The organism is Stenotrophomonas indicatrix, assembly GCA_041545745.1.
Classification (GTDB): Bacteria; Pseudomonadota; Gammaproteobacteria; order Xanthomonadales; family Xanthomonadaceae; genus Stenotrophomonas; species Stenotrophomonas indicatrix_A.
Map to the genome: position 1 here is coordinate 1,147,756 of CP168152.1, position 18,888 is coordinate 1,166,643.

General features: G+C 66.9%; 22 protein-coding genes. 13 read left to right on the forward strand and 9 right to left on the reverse strand.

The genetic code is table 11. The annotated features are described in order from the left end of the window. Positions 1-18: 18 nt before the first annotated feature. On the reverse strand, positions 19-1,071 hold the full coding sequence (locus ACEF39_RS05265; protein ID WP_500287194.1) for a sugar phosphate isomerase/epimerase family protein: 1,053 nt from the start codon (positions 1,069-1,071) through the stop codon (positions 19-21). Positions 1,072-1,166: 95 nt separating this feature from the next. On the opposite strand from ACEF39_RS05265, the gene ACEF39_RS05270 reads away from it, so the two are divergent. Beyond that, positions 1,167-2,174: a LacI family DNA-binding transcriptional regulator gene (locus tag ACEF39_RS05270; protein ID WP_500287195.1), complete on the forward strand. Its 1,008-nt coding sequence runs from the start codon at positions 1,167-1,169 to the stop codon at positions 2,172-2,174. A 40-nt stretch (positions 2,175-2,214) separates the two neighbouring features. Here the strand turns inward: ACEF39_RS05270 and ACEF39_RS05275 are convergent, their stop codons facing one another. The 4 genes from ACEF39_RS05275 to ACEF39_RS05290 form a co-directional block, all read right to left on the reverse strand. Then, positions 2,215-2,607, reverse strand: a complete 393-nt coding sequence (locus ACEF39_RS05275; protein ID WP_500287196.1) for a DoxX family protein — start codon at positions 2,605-2,607, stop codon at positions 2,215-2,217. Positions 2,608-2,793: 186 nt separating this feature from the next. Continuing rightward, positions 2,794-3,816, reverse strand: coding sequence for an ACR3 family arsenite efflux transporter (gene arsB / locus ACEF39_RS05280; protein ID WP_500287971.1), 1,023 nt, complete (start codon positions 3,814-3,816; stop codon positions 2,794-2,796). A 14-nt stretch (positions 3,817-3,830) separates the two neighbouring features. Continuing rightward, complete coding sequence (locus ACEF39_RS05285) at positions 3,831-4,337, reverse strand: arsenate reductase ArsC (RefSeq protein ID WP_500287197.1); 507 nt, start codon at positions 4,335-4,337, stop codon at positions 3,831-3,833. Between the two features lie 15 nt (positions 4,338-4,352). Then, positions 4,353-4,682: an ArsR/SmtB family transcription factor gene (locus ACEF39_RS05290; protein ID WP_500287198.1), complete on the reverse strand. Its 330-nt coding sequence runs from the start codon at positions 4,680-4,682 to the stop codon at positions 4,353-4,355. Positions 4,683-4,699: 17 nt separating this feature from the next. Here ACEF39_RS05290 and arsH point away from each other — a divergent pair, with 17 nt between their 5' ends. From arsH to ACEF39_RS05305, 3 genes are all read left to right on the forward strand, one after another. After that, positions 4,700-5,431, forward strand: a complete 732-nt coding sequence (gene arsH / locus ACEF39_RS05295; protein WP_500287199.1) for an arsenical resistance protein ArsH — start codon at positions 4,700-4,702, stop codon at positions 5,429-5,431. A gap of 147 nt (positions 5,432-5,578) precedes the next feature. Beyond that, entirely contained in the window at positions 5,579-6,544 is a 966-nt protein-coding gene (locus ACEF39_RS05300) for an AI-2E family transporter (protein WP_500287972.1), read from the forward strand. 54 nt (positions 6,545-6,598) lie between these two features. Then, complete coding sequence (locus tag ACEF39_RS05305) at positions 6,599-8,341, forward strand: GGDEF domain-containing protein (RefSeq protein ID WP_500287200.1); 1,743 nt, start codon at positions 6,599-6,601, stop codon at positions 8,339-8,341. A gap of 5 nt (positions 8,342-8,346) precedes the next feature. Here ACEF39_RS05305 and ACEF39_RS05310 read toward each other — a convergent pair whose 3' ends face one another. After that, on the reverse strand, positions 8,347-8,853 hold the full coding sequence (locus ACEF39_RS05310; RefSeq protein ID WP_500287201.1) for a PaaI family thioesterase: 507 nt from the start codon (positions 8,851-8,853) through the stop codon (positions 8,347-8,349). 25 nt (positions 8,854-8,878) lie between these two features. Continuing rightward, a complete protein-coding gene (locus ACEF39_RS05315) occupies positions 8,879-9,322 on the reverse strand; it encodes a hypothetical protein (RefSeq protein ID WP_500287202.1) in 444 nt (147 codons plus the stop codon). A 387-nt stretch (positions 9,323-9,709) separates the two neighbouring features. Between ACEF39_RS05315 and ACEF39_RS05320 the strand changes: the two genes are divergently transcribed. The 3 genes from ACEF39_RS05320 (at position 9,710) to ACEF39_RS05330 (ending at position 11,239) form a co-directional block, all read left to right on the forward strand. Further along, positions 9,710-10,153: a hypothetical protein gene (locus ACEF39_RS05320; RefSeq protein WP_500287203.1), complete on the forward strand. Its 444-nt coding sequence runs from the start codon at positions 9,710-9,712 to the stop codon at positions 10,151-10,153. Positions 10,154-10,164: 11 nt separating this feature from the next. Then, the gene (locus tag ACEF39_RS05325; RefSeq protein ID WP_500287204.1) at positions 10,165-10,665 is read left to right on the forward strand and encodes a GNAT family N-acetyltransferase; all 501 of its coding nucleotides are present in this window, start codon (positions 10,165-10,167) and stop codon (positions 10,663-10,665) included. 142 nt (positions 10,666-10,807) lie between these two features. Next, positions 10,808-11,239, forward strand: coding sequence for a pyridoxamine 5'-phosphate oxidase family protein (locus tag ACEF39_RS05330; RefSeq protein WP_500287205.1), 432 nt, complete (start codon positions 10,808-10,810; stop codon positions 11,237-11,239). 41 nt (positions 11,240-11,280) lie between these two features. On the opposite strand, the gene ACEF39_RS05335 is transcribed toward ACEF39_RS05330, so the two are convergent. Both ACEF39_RS05335 and ACEF39_RS05340 read right to left on the reverse strand, forming a co-directional pair. Further along, on the reverse strand, positions 11,281-12,669 hold the full coding sequence (locus ACEF39_RS05335; protein ID WP_500287206.1) for a DUF2867 domain-containing protein: 1,389 nt from the start codon (positions 12,667-12,669) through the stop codon (positions 11,281-11,283). An 11-nt stretch (positions 12,670-12,680) separates the two neighbouring features. Further along, positions 12,681-12,992 carry a metalloregulator ArsR/SmtB family transcription factor gene (locus tag ACEF39_RS05340; RefSeq protein WP_089239470.1) on the reverse strand — a complete coding sequence of 104 codons (312 nt, stop codon included), beginning with the start codon at positions 12,990-12,992 and terminating at the stop codon, positions 12,681-12,683. Positions 12,993-13,123: 131 nt separating this feature from the next. Here ACEF39_RS05340 and ACEF39_RS05345 point away from each other — a divergent pair, with 131 nt between their 5' ends. From ACEF39_RS05345 to ACEF39_RS05370, 6 genes are all read left to right on the forward strand, one after another. Then, complete coding sequence (locus ACEF39_RS05345) at positions 13,124-13,717, forward strand: NMCC_0638 family (lipo)protein (protein WP_165376517.1); 594 nt, start codon at positions 13,124-13,126, stop codon at positions 13,715-13,717. Positions 13,718-13,903: 186 nt separating this feature from the next. Then, positions 13,904-14,371, forward strand: coding sequence for a DUF2975 domain-containing protein (locus ACEF39_RS05350; RefSeq protein WP_500287973.1), 468 nt, complete (start codon positions 13,904-13,906; stop codon positions 14,369-14,371). 13 nt (positions 14,372-14,384) lie between these two features. After that, complete coding sequence (locus ACEF39_RS05355) at positions 14,385-14,609, forward strand: helix-turn-helix domain-containing protein (protein ID WP_100551815.1); 225 nt, start codon at positions 14,385-14,387, stop codon at positions 14,607-14,609. A 62-nt stretch (positions 14,610-14,671) separates the two neighbouring features. Then, the gene (locus tag ACEF39_RS05360; RefSeq protein WP_500287207.1) at positions 14,672-16,210 is read left to right on the forward strand and encodes a TerC family protein; all 1,539 of its coding nucleotides are present in this window, start codon (positions 14,672-14,674) and stop codon (positions 16,208-16,210) included. 82 nt (positions 16,211-16,292) lie between these two features. Further along, the gene (locus tag ACEF39_RS05365) at positions 16,293-17,429 is read left to right on the forward strand and encodes a metallophosphoesterase (protein WP_500287974.1); all 1,137 of its coding nucleotides are present in this window, start codon (positions 16,293-16,295) and stop codon (positions 17,427-17,429) included. A gap of 181 nt (positions 17,430-17,610) precedes the next feature. Next, a complete protein-coding gene (locus ACEF39_RS05370) occupies positions 17,611-18,885 on the forward strand; it encodes an MFS transporter (protein ID WP_500287975.1) in 1,275 nt (424 codons plus the stop codon). Positions 18,886-18,888 lie beyond the last annotated feature (3 nt).

An 18,888-nucleotide genomic window follows, 5' to 3' on the forward strand; every position in this document is an offset into this window, starting at 1 on the left:
TCCCGGGGCGGTAATGGCTCAGATTCCCAGCATGCGGTGCAGTGATTGCGGGTCCGTGCCGCTGTCGGCGAAATCATCAAAGGCGCGCTCCGTCACGCGGATGATGTGGTCGCGGATGAAGGGAGCACCCTCGCGCGCGCCGTCTTCCGGGTGCTTCAGGCAGCACTCCCATTCCAGCACTGCCCAGCCGGGGAAATCGTACTGCGCGAATTTCGAGAAGATCGCCTTGAAGTCGATCTGCCCATCGCCGAGTGAACGGAACCGGCCCGGACGATCGATCCAGTCCTGGTAGCCGCCATAGACGCCACTGCTGGCACCGGCGTGGTACTCGGCGTCCTTGACGTGGAAGATGCCGATGCGCGCGTGGTAGCGGTCGATGAAGCCGAGGTAGTCCATCTGCTGCAGCAGCAGATGGCTGGGGTCATACAGGATCTTCGCGCGGGGATGGTGGTCCACCACCTCGAGGAAGCGCTCGAAGGTCGCGCCGTCATGCAGGTCCTCGCCCGGGTGGATCTCGAAGCACAGGTCCACGCCGCAGGCATCGAAGGCATCCAGGATGGGGCGCCAGCGGCGACCGAGTTCGGCGAAGGCTTCTTCCACAAGACCAGGCGGGCGTTGCGGCCAGGGATAGAAGTAGGGCCAGGCCAGCGCGCCGGAGAACGTGGCATGCGCGGTCAGGCCCAGGCGCTGGCTGGCCTTGGCGGCCAGCAGCAGCTGCTCCACTGCCCAGGCCTGGCGGGCGGCAGGATCACCGCGTTTGTCCGGCGGCGCGAATCCGTCAAACAGCGCGTCATAGGCGGGATGGACGGCGACCAGCTGCCCCTGCAGGTGGGTGGACAGCTCGGTGATCTGCACGCCATGTCCGGCCAGCATGCCGGCGATGTCGTCGCAGTACGCCTGGCTGCTCGCCGCCTTGGCCAGATCGAACAGGTGGGGCGCGCTGGTCGGCACTTGTAGGCCAGAATAGCCCAGCCCCGCGGCCCATCCGGCCAGCGTGTCCAGCCGATCAAAAGGAGCTGTGTCGCCGATGAACTGCGCCAGGAACAGCGCTGGACCCTTGAGCGTTTTCAAGATGATTCGCCCTCGATGCAATCGATTGCATTATCCTAGCAGGGGCTTTCGAAAGACCCGTTGTGCACTGCACAGCGGAAGGAAGAGGTAACGCCATGGCCACCATCTACGACATCGCAAAGCACGTCGGCGTCTCTGCCGGGACGGTGTCGCGAGCACTTTCCCGGCCGGACAAAGTCCTGCCGGCCACCCGCACGCGCATCGAGCAGGCGGCCGCTGCGCTGGGCTATGTTCCCAACACCGTTGCCCGGACGCTCAAGACCCAGCGCAGCGGCAAGATCCTGGTCACTGTGCCGGACATTGCCAACCCGTTCTTCGCGCAGATCCTGCAGGGCGCGGAGGATGCGGCGCAGGCCGTCGGCTACGCCGTCCTGCTGGGCGATACCCAGAACCTGCCCGAGCGCGAGGAGCGTTACGCGCAGATGCTCCGGCGCAACGAGGCCGATGGCCTGATCGTGCTGGGGCATCGCCTGCCGCCGACGGCGCGCGATATCGTCGAGCAACGGGGTGTCGCCGCGCCGGTGGTCAACGGCTGCGAGTTCGACCCCGCGCTGGGCATTCCCAGCGTCCACATCGACAACGCCGCCGCCGCGCGCGCGGTGATGGAACACCTGTACGGCCTGGGGCACGAGCGGATCGCCGTGGTAGGCGGGCCGCCCGACAATCCCCTGCATACGCAACGGCTGGAAGGGGTTCGCGCCGCTGGCAGGGCGCGTGGCCGTCTGCGCCACCTCAGCATCGTGCCGGGTGACTTCTCGGTGGAGTCCGGCCATGCGGCTGCGACGGCGCTGTTGACGGTCGCGTCCGCACCCACCGCGATCTTCTGTTTCAGCGACCAGATGGCGCTGGGGACGCTGGCGGCCTGCCGGGATCTGGGCATCCGCGTGCCCGATGACCTGTCCATCGTCGGCTTCGACGACCTGGCGTCATCGCGTTACCTGACGCCTCCGTTGACGACCATCAGGCAGCCGATGCGGGAGATCGGCGAGCGCGCGGTCAACCTGCTGCTGGCCATCATCGAACAGGTCGACGTGCCACGTCAGCAGACGCTGGTGTTCAGCTTGATGGTGCGGGGCTCGACGGCTGCGCCCAGACGCAGCTGAGCGCAACGGCGAGGCGGCATGATGCCGCGCTTTCTCCGCCTCAGGGCTTCCCGCGCCTGGCGTCCACGCTGTAGCGGCCCGGTCCACTGCAGGCCAGCAGCAGGAAGCCGCCGGCGATGGCCAGATTCTTCAGGAACATGATCTGCTGCACCGGGTCGGCGAGCTGGTGGTGGAAGATGAAGGCCGTGACCAGGCTGAAGGCGGCCAGCACCGCGGCCACTGCCCGGGTCTGCAGGCCAAGCAGGATGCACAGCGCCGTGCCGATCTCGAACAGGATGGTGGGCCACAGCAGGATGCCGGGAAGACCCATCGCCGCCATGTAGCCCTGTGTCGCTGCTGGGTCGGACTGCTTGCCCAGGCCGGATACCAGGAACAGCAGCATCAGCAGAACGCGGGCGGCCAGCTTCGCAAGGGAGTGAAGTGATGTGTCCACGGCAACGTCCTCAGGGTGGGCAGGGCGGGGGATGATCAACAACCATGCAGGGCGGTATGCCCTTGCCCAACCGACCGGGCGCTGCAGCAGGATCTCCTGTCCGGCCATCGAATCCCATCACGGGTGAAGTGGGTGTTGAGAGCGATGGCGCCGGCAGCCTGCCGACCCGCGCGGTGCGTCCTTGCCTCAGCGCCGCTCGTACCAGCCGCGCGATGCATTGACGATGCGCACCACCGACAGCATCACCGGTACTTCGATCAGCACGCCGACCACGGTCGCCAGCGCCGCGCCGGAATGCACGCCGAACAGGCCCACGGCGGTGGCCACGGCCAGTTCGAAGAAATTGCTGGCGCCGATCAGCGCCGAGGGACCGGCCACGCAGTGGGCGACGCCCAGGCGCCGGTTCAGCAGGTAGGCCAGCCCGGAGTTGAAGTAGACCTGGATCAGGATCGGGACCGCCAGGATGGCGATGACCAGCGGCTGCCGCACGATCTGCTCGCCCTGGAAGCCGAACAGCAGCACCAGCGTCAGCAGCAGCGCCAGCAGCGAGACCGGCCCCAGCTTTCGCAGTGCGGACTGCAGGCCGGCCTCCCCGTTGCGGGCCAGCAGCCAGCGCCGCAACAGTGCGGCCACCAGCACCGGCGCGATGATGTACAGCGACACCGACAGCAGCAGTGTGTCCCACGGCACGCTGATCGCCGACAGGCCCAGCAGCAGCGCCACCACCGGTGCATACGCCACCACCATGATCGCGTCGTTCAACGCCACCTGGCTGAGGGTGAAGTTGGCATCGCCGCGGCACAGGTTGCTCCACACGAACACCATGGCGGTGCAGGGCGCGGCTGCCAGCAGGATCAACCCGGCGATGTAGCTGTCGACCTGTGCGGCGGGCAGCGCATCAGCAAACACGTGGCGCAGGAAGAACCAGCCCAGCAGTGCCATCGAGAACGGCTTGACCGCCCAGTTGATGAGCAGCGTCACGCCGATGCCTTTCCAGTGCTGGCCGAGCTGGCCCATCGCACGGAAATCGACCCGCAGCAGCATCGGGATGATCATCAACCAGATCAGCACGGCGATGGGCAGGTTGACCTTGGCCACCTCCGCCGACGCCAGCGCAGCAAATGGCTGCGGCAGCACGTGGCCAAGCAGGGTACCTGCCACGATGCACAGCGCCACCCACAGCGTCAGGTAGCGCTCGAACAACCCCATCGGTGCCGGCGCGCTCACGCCTCGCCATCCTCGGGTTGCACGAAACCGATGCGATCCAGCGCGTCTTTCAACTGCCGGCGGTCGGACCAGGTCGCTGCGGGCAATGCCAGCAGTGCCAGCAACCGTGCCTTGACGATGGCATGGGCCTGCACGAACGCAGCCGCCTTGTCCTCCGCGCTGCCATCCACGGCAGCCGGATCAGGCAGGCCCCAGTGCGTACGCACGAAGTCGCCGAACACCACCGGGCACGCCTCGGCGGCCGCGGCATCGCAGACCGTGATCACCAGGTCCATGGGCGCGCCGTCAGCGAACTCGTCCCACGATTTGCTGCGCAGGCCTGCGGTGGCGATGCCCTCGGCCTGCAACTGGGCAAGGGCGAACGGATTGACCTCGCCGGCCGGCTGGCTGCCGGCGCTGAACACCTCGAAGCGATGGCCTGCCCACGCCCGCAGCGTGGCTTCGGCAAGAACACTGCGGGCGGAATTGCCCGTGCACAGGAACAGGACACGTTGAGTGGTCACGAAGCGGATCTCCGGTCAGCAGGCGCAATCAGGGGACGTCGGGCTGCAGGCCGGATCGGGCGAGCCTGCGCAGCAGTTGTGGGTGAGGTACTCGATCAGGCCGGTCATGGCACTGAAGTTGGCGCGGTAGCAGACGTTGCGGCCCTGGCTCTCGCTCTCGACCAGCCCGGCCTGCAGCAACTCCTTCAGGTGGAAGCTGAGCGTGGCCGGCGGCACCTGCAGGGCGCCGCCGATGTCACCGGCCATGCGGCCGGCCGGGCCGGCTTCCACCAGCAACCGGAAGGCGGCCAGGCGGGTGGCATGGCCAAGGGCGGTGAGGGCGGCGATTGCATTTTTCGTTTCCATATTTCTAGAATAGTCGAATGAATGAATCCCTCGCAAGTCCCACCCTCCCGCATCTGGCCGAAGCCTCGCTTCTCCAGCCCGACCCGATCCTGCTGGGCACCGGCCGCGCGCACCCGCCGCGGATCCTGCTGCTGTATGGCTCGCTGCGCCCACAGTCGTTCAGCCGCAAGCTGGCGCTGGAGGCCGAGCATCTGCTGCGCCACCTCGGCTGCGAGACCCGGGTGTTCGATCCACATGCGTTGCCCATGCTCGACAGCGTCGGCGCCGATCACCCTGAAGTGCAGCGCCTGCGCGCGTGGTCGCAATGGTCCGAAGGCCAGGTCTGGATCAGCCCGGAGCGCCACGGCACGGTCACCGGCGTGTTCAAGAACCAGATCGACTGGCTGCCGCTGGAAGACGGCAGCGTGCGCCCGACCCAGGGCAGGACGCTGGCAGTGATGCAGGTCAGTGGCGGTTCGCAGTCGTTCAACACGGTCAACACGCTGCGCGTGCTGGGACGATGGATGCGCATGCTGACCATCCCCAACCAGTCTTCGGTGGCCAAGGCATGGCAGGAGTTCGACGAGAACGGGCGGATGAAACCGTCGGCGTACTACGACCGGGTAGTGGATGTGATGGAGGAGCTGGTCAAGTTCACGCTGCTCACGCGGGATCGTTCGGACTACCTGGTGGATCGCTACAGCGAGCGCAAGGGTGATCAGCAGGCGGCCGCATTGGCACGTGCGGCAGGGGCGGTGGCCGCACGCTGAGGGCAAGCGGAGCCGTAGGAACGCGCGCATGCGCGGACGCATCACCTCAATCCACTACCATGGGCCACCCCACCAGGATGTGCCCCGATGTCCCTCGTCATCCCGACCCTGCCCAGGCCTCCCGCCGCACGCATCGCCGCCTGGCTGATGATGCTGCTGGGCATGTGGCTGGCACTGAAGCTTGGCCTGGTGGTGACCCTGCTGTCGGGCCTGCTGGTGTTCCAGTTGACCCATGTGCTGGCCTCCACCGTGGAAGGCAAGCTGCGTCCTGGGCGGGCACGGGCGATCGCGGTGATCGTGCTGTCGGCGGTGATCATCAGTGCACTGGTGCTGGCCGGCATCGGCGTGGCCTCGTTCTTCCGCAACGAGACCGGTGGCCCGGACGTGTTGCTGGCGCGGTTGATGGACATCCTCAACACCTCCCGGCACCAGGTGCCGGCCCTGCTGCAGCCCTACATCCCTGAAGACCTGACGGCGCTGCGTGCGGCCGTCAACGAATGGGCCGCCGAGCACCAGCGCCAGCTGGGCGTGGCCGGTACGTCGGTGGTGCAGGTGGGGGTGCGGGTGCTGATCGGCATGGTGCTGGGCGCGATGATCGCGCTGTACGACGAACTGCCGCTGCCGAAGATGGGCCCACTGGCGCAGGAGCTGATCGGCCGCACCGGCCGCCTGGCCACCGCGTTCCGCCAGGTGGTGTTCGCCCAGGTCAAGATCTCGCTGCTCAACACCGTGTTCACCGCCATCTTCCTGCTGGGGGTGCTGCCGCTGTTCGGCGTGCACCTGCCGCTGTCGAAGACGCTGGTGCTGATCACCTTCCTGGCGGGCCTGCTGCCGGTGGTGGGCAACATCATCTCCAACACCATCATCGCCATCGTCGCACTGTCGGTGTCGTTCTACGTGGCCGTGGTTGCGCTGCTGTACCTGGTGGTGATCCACAAGCTGGAGTACTTCCTCAACGCGCGCATCGTCGGCGGCGAGATCCAGGCACGCGCCTGGGAGCTGCTGCTGGCCATGCTGGTGATGGAAGCGGCGTTCGGGCTGCCCGGCCTGGTGGCCGCGCCGGTGTTCTACGCCTACGTGAAGCGCGAACTGGTGGACCAGCGCTGGATTTGACCCGCTTTCACGCGGGTGCAGCGCTACACTGCTCCGCACGCCGGGGGTACATCGATGGGCCACAGGGCATCGCCAAACGGACTGCAGACCTGGCTCTGGATCCTCGGTGGCCTGTTCGTGCTGTGCACGCTGCCACTGATGGCCATCGCGCTGGTGCAGGGCACGCAGCGTTACACCGAAGCCGAGGCCAACCTGGTCAGCTTGCAGCAACTGCGGCAGACCTTCGAACTGGCCAATCTGGTGTCGGCCGAGCGTGGACCGGCCAACAGCCTGCTCGGCGCCGACAGCACCGATGTGCAGGAGCAACGCCGACTGGCCGCGCAGCTGGCGGTCGCACGGCTGCGGGTGGACGCGGCGACGGAGCACCTGCAGAGCGTGTTCCAGAACGACCCGCGGGTGGTGGACGAAACGCCGCGCCTGCACGAAGCGCAGCGGCGGCTGCAGACCGCGCGCGCTGCGGTGGACCGCGTCGCCGCACTGCCCAGGGGCGAGCGCTCGGCAGAGGAGGTGGAGCACGCGATCAACAGCATGTTCGCGGTGTACGACCGGCTGCAGGCGCTGACGTCGGTGCAGATCAGCGACCTGGTCGCCGCCGATCGCGAAGCCGCGATTCCTGCCATGCAGGGGCAGATCCTGATCGACCTGCGCGAGCACGGTGGCCGCTTGGCATCCAACGTGATGGTACCGCTGGCGGTGCCCGGCGCATGGCGGGAGCCGCAGGTGCGCGCTGCGCAGCAGACCGAGGGCCGCCTGTTGGAGCTGTGGCGGTTGGCCGCCAGCCACGAATCGGTGTTCCGCAGCGAGCCGACGCTGTCCTGGCATTGGGACATGGCGCGTCGCCAGTTCTTCGGCCAGTCACTGCCGATGGTGGAACAGCTGATCGAAGATGGCCGGCGCGGCGTATCGCCACCCTGGACAGCGGCCGAGTTCACCACACGCTACGTGCCCACCCTGCAATCGCTGGAAGCGCTGCGCGATGGCTACCTCGGCGTTTCGATCGCACGCTTCGAGCACGCCCGCAACAAGGAAGCGGTACGCCTGGCTGTCCTGAGCGCCACTGCATTGGGGACGTTGCTGCTGCTTGCGCTGGCGTTGCGTATCGCCCACGTGCAGATCCTGCGGCCGTTGCTGCAGGCGCAGGCGCAGGTGATCCAGATCGCCTCGGACACGCCGGGTGCCGAGCGGCACGCCACCCACCCGATGGCGGAAATGCAGCGCCTGTTCGATGCCATCGAGATACTGCGGGCGAAGTCGCACCAGCGTTCGGCATTGACCCGTGAGCTGCGCGAACTGGCAGATACCGATCAGCTGACCGGCCTGTTGAACCGGCGCTCGCTGGAGGAGCTGGTACGACAGCGGCATGCCGATGGAAGCATGCAGGCGGTGGTGATTCTGCTGGACGTTGATCATTTCAAATCGATCAACGATGGGCAGGGCCATGCGGCCGGTGACGATGTGCTGGTGCAGGTGGCGCAGTTGCTGCGCAGCCACCTGCGCCGCAACGACAGCGTCGCCCGTTACGGCGGCGAGGAATTCCTGGTGCTGCTGGCCGACGGCGATCTGGCCAGTGGCCGACAGCTGGCCGAGTCGCTGCGGGTAGCACTGCGTGGCAACGACATCGTGTTGAGCAACAGCGACATCCTGCGGGTCACTGCCAGCTTCGGTGTTGCCCTGGGCACGCTCGACCCGATCGGCTGGCACGCGCTGGTACGTGCTGCCGACACGGCCATGTACGCGGCCAAATCGCTTGGCCGCGACCGGGTGCAGGTGGCTACGGGTGGGCGTGCGGCACGCTGAGAGTGTTACCCGTTCCTGACATGTTCCCGTCGCAGCACGCGACCCACCATGTGCCGCGCCACCAACTGGGGAAGGGGCACTCCGCGCCAACGCATGGCCCCAACCCGGAACGTGGCGGTGGCCGTCGCCAGCAACCTGCCACTGGGCGACGTCAAGCGCCCGCGGGTAAACACGATGCTGCCCTTGCTGTGCTCAATCTCACCCCAGCCGATGATGCGTCCCGGCCGTGCAGGACTGACAAAGCTGGTCTTCGATTCTACGGTCACTGCCAAGCGGTTGGGCGGCAGCGTCGCGTAGATGGCCGGGCCCATGCAGTCGTCCAGCATCGCTGACAGGAATCCCCCTTGGATGTTGCCCATCGGGTTGGTCAGTGCCGTGCCGGCATCGAACTCGACGTTGATCTGTCCACGCTCGGCGTCATGGCTGATGAACTGCCAGCCAAGCAGAAGGCCGGCTCTGGAGGGTGGAAGATCGCCGTTGATCACGCTGTACAGCAGGGAATGAGGATTCATTTGGGGATCCTGGAAGGGAAGGAGGTCAGGCAGGCTGTAACAGCGACAAAAGGGCAAGCAGGAAGCCCATGACGCACAGGACGACCACGGCGGCCCCGGCCGAAACCGGCGTCCGTGCACCGGTGCGCCGACGTACGCCGGAGGCGACAAGCACCGGTGGCAGCGTGGCGATCAGACAGAAAATCTGGAAGGCAATCAGTTGTGGCAGCGCGAAATGACCGCCGAAGAACACCAACCAGGCCAGCAGCACACCTGCGCCGGCCAGTGCGGTCCAAGCTGCTCCCACAACCCTGATCAGTGCCATCAGCAGCACCTGCATGCGTTGCTCGATCCTGCTCCATGGCATGCCCACGGCCTGGCCGTGGTAGGGCATGAACTCCGAACGTTTCAGGTAGGCAGCGGCAAACAGGAATACAACGGCGAAAGCCAGCAGGTAGCAGCCGAACGCAATCCAGGCAAGCAGGTCCATGATGGGTTTCCGAGGTGGAAGAGAGCGCCGCACTTGCGCCCACGCCGGAGCTCCGTTCCCCGCTGGCCCGCATGGTCTGCCAGATTTTCCGGGGCCTGCTGTTAGCGACACGTCCTTGTGCGGCGCTTCCTCCCTTCATGCGCTTTTAGCGGAAGAGTGAAAGAGAGAGGTTGGTCACGGCAGGGGTGTGATCCCACTCGCCATTCTGTGCATTGAACACATGACAGCAGGGCATATGGATATCGCGGTATCGTCGAATCGTGCCTGCTACCGTTGCGTCCATCACAGTAGCGTGGCGTCGGCGGTGGCCATCGTTGATGCGGTCATTCATCGCTGTCGCACGCAACGCGTCCTAGACTGGCGCTCCTTCTGCCGCAGGATTCTGTCATGTCCCTACGTTCCGTTGTGACGAACACGCTGCTGGCAGGGTTGATCTCCGGCTGCGCCAGCGCCGCGCCGCAAGCCGATGCGATCGCCGATGCACCCCGCCATCCGTCGATCGCCGTCGATGCCAGCCCGGTGCCTGCCTTCACCGGCGGCGGTGTCGGTTGGTCCATCGAGATCGCCTCCACCGGCAAGGGAAGCCACGATGCCACGCTCACCGTTGCTGGCCGCAGCAGCGCCGGCACGCTGCGCTACCTCGGCCAGCCCGCCGGTGCGCCCAGTTCGTTGACGGTACTCAACGGTGAGCTGGGCAAGCAGCCGATCATCGTCGAGATCAAGCGCGAGCCCTGCCGCAATGCCGAAGGCGTGGATACATCGGCCAGCGTGCAGGTGACGGCTGAAGGCCAGCCACAGCGTCGCGGCTGTGGTTTCCTGGCCGTGTACTGACCGATACACGCGTGATCGACATTCCGCTGCTGGAAACCCCCCGCCTGCGCCTTCGCGCGCAGCGCCTGGACGACTTCCCCGTGTATGCCGCATTCCTGGCCTCGCCCCGCGCGCGCGGCATGGGCGGGCCGTTCGGTGAGGTTGCCGCGTGGGGACAGTTCTGCCACGACCTGGCCAGCTGGCATCTGTTCGGGCACGGCGCGTTGATGATCGAGCGCCGCGATACGGGCAAGTGCATCGGCCAGGTTGGCATCAACCATGGCCCGCTGTTCCCGGAACAGGAACTGGGCTGGTTGCTGTATGCCGGGCAGGAAGGGCAGGGGTTCGCCAGCGAGGCAGCGACGGCGCTGCGTGATTGGGCGTTCGTGGTGCGTTGCCTGCCGACCCTGGTCAGCTACATGGCAGCGGACAACCGCGCCTCGCAGGCCGTGGCGGTTCGCCTTGGTGGTGTGCTGGATGCGCAGGCGGTGCGCAGCGATCCGGACGATCTGGTGTTCCGCTATCCGCGTTGACGGTGGATGGTCACTGCAGCGCGAGTGCGCTGAGCGCAGGAACGCCGCCGGCTCACCGCGTGAAGAAGCCGACAGCAGCCATCCACGCTTCGGTCACTGCACTGGACAGAGGCTGGGCGCCCACCTGTTGAAGGAACTGTCCATGACCACGCTCACCCTGCCTGAACTGGCCAAGAAGATGGCCGGCATCGATTTCACCATGCTGCAGACCCATGCCGGTGGCCAGATTGCTGGGCGCCCGATGAGCAACAACGGCGATGTGGACTACGACGGCGACAGCTGGTTCTTCACCATGGAAGACACCGACATGGTGCGCGAGATCAGCGCCGACCCGAACGTGGCGCTGGGTCTTACCGGCAGCAAGTCGCTGCTGGGCAAGCCGCCGCTGTTCGTGCACGTGCAGGGCAGGGCAGCGCTGATCCGCGATCGCGGCACGATGGCCCAGCACTGGGTGAAGGACCTGGAGCGGTGGTTCGAACAGGGCGTGGATACACCGGGGCTGGTGCTGATCCATGTGCACGCCAGCCGTCTGCACTACTGGGATGGCGAGGACGAGGGTGAAATCGTGGTTTGATTGCGGAGGCCACACAGGGCCCCGTGCATTGCATCCATCGGTCAGGAGTGCGCTGGCGCGCCGGACCACGCTGCCAGTTCCGGCGCCAGCGCATGTTCCACTGCGCGGCGCAGCAGGGCCGGGGCCACGTAATGCCGATGCGCGCTGTCGATCATCGCCATGTAGAAGCGACCGAACGCATTGAGCGTCTGCACGCGCGAGCCCAGACTGATTTCGACCTGTCCGTCCTCGTTGAACTGCACGCGTACGCTGCTGCGGAAGCGCAGATGACGGTCATCGGCACCGAGCAGCACTTCGGCACACCGGTCTTCCGCATCCACCTGCGCATCCAGTACCGGGAAACGACCACCGAAGACGCGGCTGCGGTCGCTGGACAGCAGTGACGACACCGGACAGCCCAGCGGCGAGGTGCGCAGATGCAGTGGTGCAACCAGACGATTGCGCAGGGCCATCAAGCGGCCGACGCCGGCTGGCGGGTTGCGCAGGAATCCGTCCAGTACGTCGGCCAGCAGTGCGGAGGCGGAGCGATGGCCGATCTGCCCGCCGTGCAGCGCCAGCGTGGTCGTGTCGTTGTAGTGACTGTGCGGCAGAGCGCTGGCAAGCATTCCCGCTGGAGGCGGCGATGCGCTGCTGCAGACCGGGTACGCCGGCGTCGCCCGTTCCACGAACCCGCGCAGTGGCTCCAGGCTGAAGCGGCGCAGCGGCCCGAGCAACGTGCGCGTCTGCGCGCACAGGCGCGCGCGCAGGCTGGGTGCCGCCGCCTGCAGTGACAACTGCAGCAACGGCGTGGCCGCCAGCGTGGTTGCGGTGGGCCAGTGCGCGGCAGGCAGCACGTCGGTCAGGCTGGGGATGTCTGCGGCGTTGGCCTGTGCCTGTTCGCGCGCCTGCTCGCTCATTGCCCCGGCCAGCTCATTGCTGTGGCACGAGAGCGCGAACAGGGCAGGGTGCGCCGGACTGTTCGAGGCGAACTGATGCCAGGTGCCACCACCGAAGCGCACGGTGAACAGGCAGTCCGGTGGGATGCGGACACGGCGCAGCGACCGCAGGAAGTGTGAGGGATCGTCCGCCAACTGCCCATCGGATGCGCTGGCAAACCGTAGTTCGGCACCCGCACTGCCGGCGATGGCGGTGAACATGCGCGGCCCGGCATGGCGATGGAAGGGATGGCCGCCGGCAGCCACCATGAAGCTGTACAGCGATGACGCATCGCCGTTCTGCAGGTGCATGCCGCCCAGCCGAGCGGAGGGCTCGTCCAGTGCATCGATGAAGGCCGGATGGTGGCGCTGGCGCTGGCTGGCATCGCTCACCAGCGCGTCGCCGGCACCGAGGCCGAGCTGCGCGATCAGGGTGACTTCCACCGGGCCACCGCCGTCCTGTGCCGGAAGCTGGATACTCGGGAACGAACGGCTGGTGCGGGTCGAACCGGGCATCGCAGTGCTCCTCAGCGGGCGGGTGTCTTGCGGCGTGCGCGCGCTTCGCGCTTCAGCGGGCCGCCCACCGGACAGACTTCGGCAGCCCAGGAAAACAGCGTGTTGGCCAGGCGCTCGGGCACCTGCCGGAAGTACACGAACTGGCCGCGCTTCTCGCGTTCGATCAGGCCGGCGTCTTCCAGGATGCGCAGGTGGCTGGAGAGTGCCGGCTTGCTGAAATCGAAGCGCTCGGCCAGCTCGCCCGCGCTGAGTTCGCCGGCGCTGAGGTAGGCCAGGATCTGCCGGCGTGCGGTGGAGGCCAGGGCTTCGAAGATGCGGTCCATGGGATTAGTTAACTAATTCGTTAATTGATATTCTTCCTGGGGCTGGATGATGTCAAGCGCGGGCATGCCCGTTGCGTTCTGCCTCCCGGCTTTGCCATCCTCCCCGCTGTTTCCCGTTCCTTGGAGTTGCGATGCGCCCTGCGCCCTGGCTGATGGCTGGCCTGCTGCTGCCGATCGTGGTGATGGCCCAGCCCGCGCGTGCGCCGAAGGCACCGGCGCAGGATCCCTTCAGCGAACTGTTCGACACCGCCTGCATGCAGCACATCGGTGCACCGGCGCGGCTGCAGTCGCTGATGGATGCAAATGGGCTGACACCTCTGCAGCCGGCCGAGGCCGCCACGCTGCTGCAGGGCCAGCCGGGCATGGCGTGGATGGTGCCGTTGGCCAGTGGCCGTTATGCGGTCAGCTGGGCCGACGATGGCACCTGCACCGTGTACGCCGAGAAGGCCGATCCGGCGGTGGTGCAGAAAGGCTTCGCGCGGCTGATGCAGGCCGCGCCGAAGCCGCTGCAGATCCGCTCGCTGCCCTCGCGCGGTCCCTTGTCCGGTGACCAGGTGGCGATCCAGTACGGCTGGGCAACGCCGGGTGAAAGCAAGCTGCGCGTGCGCTTCCGGCTGGTTACCCGGCAGGCCGCCGAAGCGGGCGTGCAGGCGATGGCCTCGGCCACGCCGGGCGAGGCGATGCGCGAACAGGCCGCGCCGCCCGCATCCGCACCCGCCCGGTAACGGCGCCGGAGCGGAAGCGATTCAGCCAACAGCCTGTGGATGTGATATATCGTTTATCGATAAATCCACCCCGGGGCGGCAGGGCCGCTCCTCATCGGAGGCTGCTTGACCGTTCGTCCCGCCCGCGCCCTTCCTGCGCGCGGCTTGTTCACCCTGGCCCAGACCGCCGTGCAGGCAGTGCGCGCGATGTGCTGGCTGGGCATCCTGGCCGCGCTGCTGGCAGTGCCGCTGGTGGCCTACGACCGTAGCTGGCTGCTGGACAGCGTGCGCGATGCGCAGGCGGCGGCCATACACGGTTCGTATCTGTTCCTGCATTTCTGCGTGGGCCTGGCCGCCATCGTGGCGCTGCTGGTGCTGTGCCTGGTGTTCCTGCGCCACCTGGCGCGGCTGCTGCGGTCTGCGGCCAACGAACGCCCCTTCACCCATGCCAATGCCGTGCGCCTGCAACGCATGGCCTGGCTGATGCTGGCGATGGAGGTGCTGTCGATCGTGATCGGCCTGTACGCCAGCTGGATGGGGCCGGACTTTGCCTGGATGGAGGTGGGCGGTGGCATGTCGATCACCGGCCTGGTCGCGGTGCTGATGCTGTTCGTGCTGGCGCGGGTGTTCACCGTCGGCGCAGCGATGCGCGACGATCTGGACACCGTGATTTGATGAGCATGACCTGATGGCGATCATCATCACCCTCGACCGCATGCTGCAGCAACGTGGCATGACCCTGTCCGAGCTGGCTGGGCGCATCGACATCACCTTGGCCAACCTGTCGATCCTGAAGACCGGCAAGGCGCGTGCGATCCGCTTTTCCACGCTCGATGCGATCTGCCGCGAACTGCAATGCAGCCCCGGCGACCTGCTCGGGCATGACCCCACGCAGGCGCAGGATGCAGATTGACCTTCGCTGCGCCGCACGCCTGCACCGCGTCACTTTCCCCTTACTGACGAAACGGACCTGAAATGGAATGGTTGGCTGACCCCTCGATATGGATGGGCCTTGCAACCCTGGTCGTGCTGGAGATCGTTCTCGGCATCGACAACCTGGTGTTCATCGCGATCCTGGCCGACAAGCTGCCGCCGCACCAGCGCGACCGCGCGCGGGTGATCGGCTTGGCGCTGGCGCTGCTGATGCGGCTGGTGCTGCTGGCCGCGCTGGCCTGGATCATGAAACTGACCGAACCGCTGGTCACCCTGTTCGAGCACAGCTTCTCCGGGCGTGATCTGATCCTGCTGGGCGGCGGCCTTTTCCTGCTGTTCAAGGGCACGATGGAACTGCACGAGCGGCTGGAAGGCCGCGAGCATCATGAAAATGGCAAGAAGGTCTACGCCAGCTTCGCGATGGTGGTGGCGCAGATCGTGGTGCTCGATGCGGTGTTCTCGCTGGACTCGGTGATCACCGCTGTCGGCATGGTCGACAACCTCGGCGTGATGTATGCGGCGGTGACCATCGCGATGGCGCTGATGCTGCTGGCCAGCAAGCCGCTGACCCGCTTCGTCAACAAACACCCGACCGTGGTGGTGCTGTGCCTGGGCTTCCTGCTGATGATCGGTTTCAGCCTGGTGGCCGAGGGCCTGGGCTACAAGATTCCGAAGGGCTACCTGTACGCGGCCATCGCGTTCTCGATCCTGGTGGAAACGTTCAACCAGTGGATACGTTTCAACCGCGAGCGCAACGAGCAGCGCCAGCCGTTCCGCCAGCGTACCGCTGATGCAGTGCTGCGCCTGCTGGGTGCGCGCCAGGCCAATGGCCACGATGAAGAACAAGCCGATGAACGCGGCAGTACCGAAGAACGCCTGCAGCCGGCCGAGCACGAGATGATCCGCAGCGTGCTGGGCCTGGCTGACCGCCCGGTGTCCAGCGTAATGACCGTGCGTGCCGACGTGCAGTGGATCGACATGGCGCGCGGTGACGACGACGTGGTCGCACGCCTGGTGGCGTCGCCGCATACGCGCATGCTGGTGAGCGAGGGTGACCTGGACAGCCTGCGTGGCGTGGTGCAAAGCCGCGACCTGCTGGCCGACCTGCTGCAGGGCAGGCCACTGCAACTGGAAGGCAACCTGCGCGAGCCGCAGTACGTGTTGTCCAGCGCCAGTGCGTTGCAGGCCTTGGAACTGATCCGCCGGCACCCGGTGCCGCTGGCAGTGGCGGTGGACGAATACGGCAGCGTGGAAGGCCTGGTGACTGCAAACGACCTGCTGGCGGCCATCGCCGGTGACCTGGCCGATACCCAGGACGAGCGCTATGGCGTGGTCGCGCAGGGCGAGGCCTGCTGGGACGCCGACGGCGCGCTGACCCTGGACGACCTGCAGCGGCTGGCCGGCGTGTCGCTGCCGCGCAGTGCGGACTACATGACCATCTCCGGGCTGGTGCTGGAACAGCTGGGGCGCCTGCCCGACATCGACGACACGCTGGAGGTGGCCGGCATCCGCATCACAGTGCTGACGATGGAAAAGCGCCGCATCACGCGTTTGCGGATGGAACGCTTGCCGGAGGCGTGACGACGGTAGGGCCGAGCCCGTGCTCGGCTCTATCCATTGCCATCTTCTGCCGTCACCATGGCGGGCCTGTTTGCCGTTCTGGATTGTCGTAGTGCTGAGTACGATTGGTTTTCTGATGGGCCTGTATGTGGCCTGGCGCCTGTTCTGGCCACTGCGCCTGCCCGTCTGGTTGAAGGTGGTGCTGTCCGTGCTGCTGGTGGGCATTGCCGTACAGCTGCGCATTGTCGCCAGCTTCTGGGGCACGATGGCCTCGCCGGAAATTCCGAAGATGGCCATCGCCACGTTGGCCACCGGCTCCACTGCGGTGCTGCTGCTGGCCCTGGCGCTGCTGGTGCTGGATGCCGGGCTGGTGGCTGCGCGCCTGGTGCGCGCACCGCGTGCCCTCTCTGCACTGCGCAGCCAAGCGCTACGCCCGTCGGCGGCGGTGCTGGCGCTGCTGCTCAGTGCCTTCGGTGTCAGCCAGGGCATGGCCATACCCAAGCCGCGGCAGATCGAGGTGGCCATTGCCGGCCTGCCGCAGGCCTTCGATGGCTACCGCGTGCTGCAGCTCACCGACATCCATGCCAGCCGCCTGCTCACCGGCGACTGGGTGCGCCAGGTCGTGGCTGAAAGCAATGCACTGTCGCCCGATCTGGTGGTCATCACCGGCGACCTGATCGACGGCACGGTACAGGCGCGCCGCAACGATTACACACCGCTGGCTGACCTGCGTGCGCCGGACGGGGTGATCGCCATCACCGGCAACCACGAGTACTACGCGCAGTACAGCGAATGGATGCAGGCGTTCCGCGCGCTGCACATGCAGGTGCTGGAAAACAGCCACACCCAGGTGCGCCGTGGTGATGCAGCGCTGACCATCGCCGGGGTGACCGACCCGGTGGCCTCGCGCTATGGCTTGCCACTGCCCGACCTGGAGGCCGCGCTGGCCGGTGCCGATCCTGCCGCGCCGGTGATCCTGCTCGACCATCGGCCACGCAATGCGCGCGAAGCGGCTGCACGCGGGGTGAAGCTGCAGCTTTCCGGGCACACCCATGGCGGCCAGATCATCGGCATGGACCAGTTGGTGAAGCGTGCCAACGGCGGCTTCGTTTCCGGCCGCTATGCGGTGGATGGCATGACGCTGTACGTGAGCAACGGCGCCGGCCTGTGGGCCGGGTTCCCGGCGCGCATCGGTGTGCCGTCGGAGATCACGTTGATCACCCTGCGCCGGGCACGGTGACACAGTGGGGTCGGGTCCCTTTGCGAACAGCAAAGGGTTCTGACCCCGTTTGCCACGGAGAGCGAGCATCCACGCATGGCGTGGATCTACTGCTTTCCTTCCGGGGCATCCACGCATGGCGTGGATCTACTGCATCGTCACTGCCGCCGTGACACCCTTCGGCCATGATGGAAAGCACGCAATGACCGCGGGGCGGCAGCGCTCGATGTGGGTGGCCGGCCTGTCCACGGTGGTGGAGTGGTACGACTTCACCCTGTACCTGTACTTCGCCACGGTGCTGTCGCGGGTGTTCTTCGGCGGCGGCCAGGAGGCGATGCTGGTTACCTTGGCCGGCTTCGCGGTGTCCTACCTGATGCGTCCGCTCGGTGCGCTGTGCTTCGGCCACCTGGGCGACCGGCTCGGCCGGCGTTGGATGCTGCTGGCCTCAATGGCGTTGATGGCCGCGGCCATGCTGGCCACCGCGTTGCTGCCGACGGCGGCGACCGCCGGTGCGACTGCTGGTGTGCTGTTGTTGATCCTGCGCTGCGTGATGGCTTTTTCCGTGGGCGGCGAATACACCGGCGTGGTCGCCTATCTGCTGGAAAGCGCGCCGGCGCGACGACGTGGCCTGGTCACCTCGCTGGCCTCGGCGGCCAGCGAAGTGGGTGCGTTGCTGGCAGTAGCGATCTCCGCGCTCACCGTGGCGCTGCTGCCTGCGCCGCAGCTGGACAGCTGGGGCTGGCGGATCCCGTTCTTCTTCGGCGCGGCGCTGGCACTGGTGATCCTGATCGCGCGTTCGGGCATGCACGAATCGCCGGAGTTCGAACGGCAGCGGCGCGAAGGCAGCATTCCGGCCACGCCGCTGCGGCACGTGCTGCGCAACCATCCCGGTGCCGTGGCGCGCACGTTCGCGATTTCCGCACTGGGTTCGATCACCTACTACGTGGGCATCACCTATGTGCCGGCGTTCCTGCACGCGCAGGGACACGATGAAGGTGATGCGCTGTGGCTGTCGACGATTGCGGCGGTGGCGGTGATCGCGATCACCCCGCTGTGTGGCGCGCTGTCCGATCGCTTCGGGCGGCGTCCGCTGCTGCTGGGGCTGACGGTGCTGGCGGCGCTGCTGCCGTTGTCGATGTTCGGCTGGATGGCCTCTGCTGCGCCGTTGGGCATCGTGCTGGCAGCGGTGAGCCTGGCCTGCGTGGCCGGCGGTATCAGTGCGGTGGCGGCACCGGCCACGGCTGAGCAGTTCCCCGGCGAGGGCCGGGTCAGTGGTCTGGCGCTGGGGGTGACCATGGCCACCGCAGTGTTCGGCGGGGCGACGCCGTGGTTGGCGCAATGGTGGGTGGAACGCAGCGGTTGGGCGGCGGCGCCGGGGGCGATGATCGCGCTGGTGGCGGTGCTGGTGCTGCCGGTGCTGTGGACGCTGCCGGAGACCGTGCCGAAGACCCGCCCCGTGTCCCGGGGCGGGCCGTGAGCG

Coding starts and splice junctions, on each gene's coding strand:
- ACEF39_RS05270 (WP_500287195.1), top strand. CDS start 1,167: ATGGCCACCATCTACGACATCGCAAAGCACGTCGGCGTCTCTGCCGGG.
- arsB (WP_500287971.1), bottom strand. CDS start 3,816: ATGGGGTTGTTCGAGCGCTACCTGACGCTGTGGGTGGCGCTGTGCATC.
- ACEF39_RS05290 (WP_500287198.1), bottom strand. CDS start 4,682: ATGGAAACGAAAAATGCAATCGCCGCCCTCACCGCCCTTGGCCATGCC.
- arsH (WP_500287199.1), top strand. CDS start 4,700: ATGAATGAATCCCTCGCAAGTCCCACCCTCCCGCATCTGGCCGAAGCC.
- ACEF39_RS05300 (WP_500287972.1), top strand. CDS start 5,579: ATGATGCTGCTGGGCATGTGGCTGGCACTGAAGCTTGGCCTGGTGGTG.
- ACEF39_RS05305 (WP_500287200.1), top strand. CDS start 6,599: ATGGGCCACAGGGCATCGCCAAACGGACTGCAGACCTGGCTCTGGATC.
- ACEF39_RS05310 (WP_500287201.1), bottom strand. CDS start 8,853: ATGAATCCTCATTCCCTGCTGTACAGCGTGATCAACGGCGATCTTCCA.
- ACEF39_RS05315 (WP_500287202.1), bottom strand. CDS start 9,322: ATGGACCTGCTTGCCTGGATTGCGTTCGGCTGCTACCTGCTGGCTTTC.
- ACEF39_RS05320 (WP_500287203.1), top strand. CDS start 9,710: ATGTCCCTACGTTCCGTTGTGACGAACACGCTGCTGGCAGGGTTGATC.
- ACEF39_RS05330 (WP_500287205.1), top strand. CDS start 10,808: ATGACCACGCTCACCCTGCCTGAACTGGCCAAGAAGATGGCCGGCATC.
- ACEF39_RS05335 (WP_500287206.1), bottom strand. CDS start 12,669: ATGCCCGGTTCGACCCGCACCAGCCGTTCGTTCCCGAGTATCCAGCTT.
- ACEF39_RS05340 (WP_089239470.1), bottom strand. CDS start 12,992: ATGGACCGCATCTTCGAAGCCCTGGCCTCCACCGCACGCCGGCAGATC.
- ACEF39_RS05345 (WP_165376517.1), top strand. CDS start 13,124: ATGCGCCCTGCGCCCTGGCTGATGGCTGGCCTGCTGCTGCCGATCGTG.
- ACEF39_RS05350 (WP_500287973.1), top strand. CDS start 13,904: ATGTGCTGGCTGGGCATCCTGGCCGCGCTGCTGGCAGTGCCGCTGGTG.
- ACEF39_RS05355 (WP_100551815.1), top strand. CDS start 14,385: ATGGCGATCATCATCACCCTCGACCGCATGCTGCAGCAACGTGGCATG.
- ACEF39_RS05360 (WP_500287207.1), top strand. CDS start 14,672: ATGGAATGGTTGGCTGACCCCTCGATATGGATGGGCCTTGCAACCCTG.
- ACEF39_RS05370 (WP_500287975.1), top strand. CDS start 17,611: ATGACCGCGGGGCGGCAGCGCTCGATGTGGGTGGCCGGCCTGTCCACG.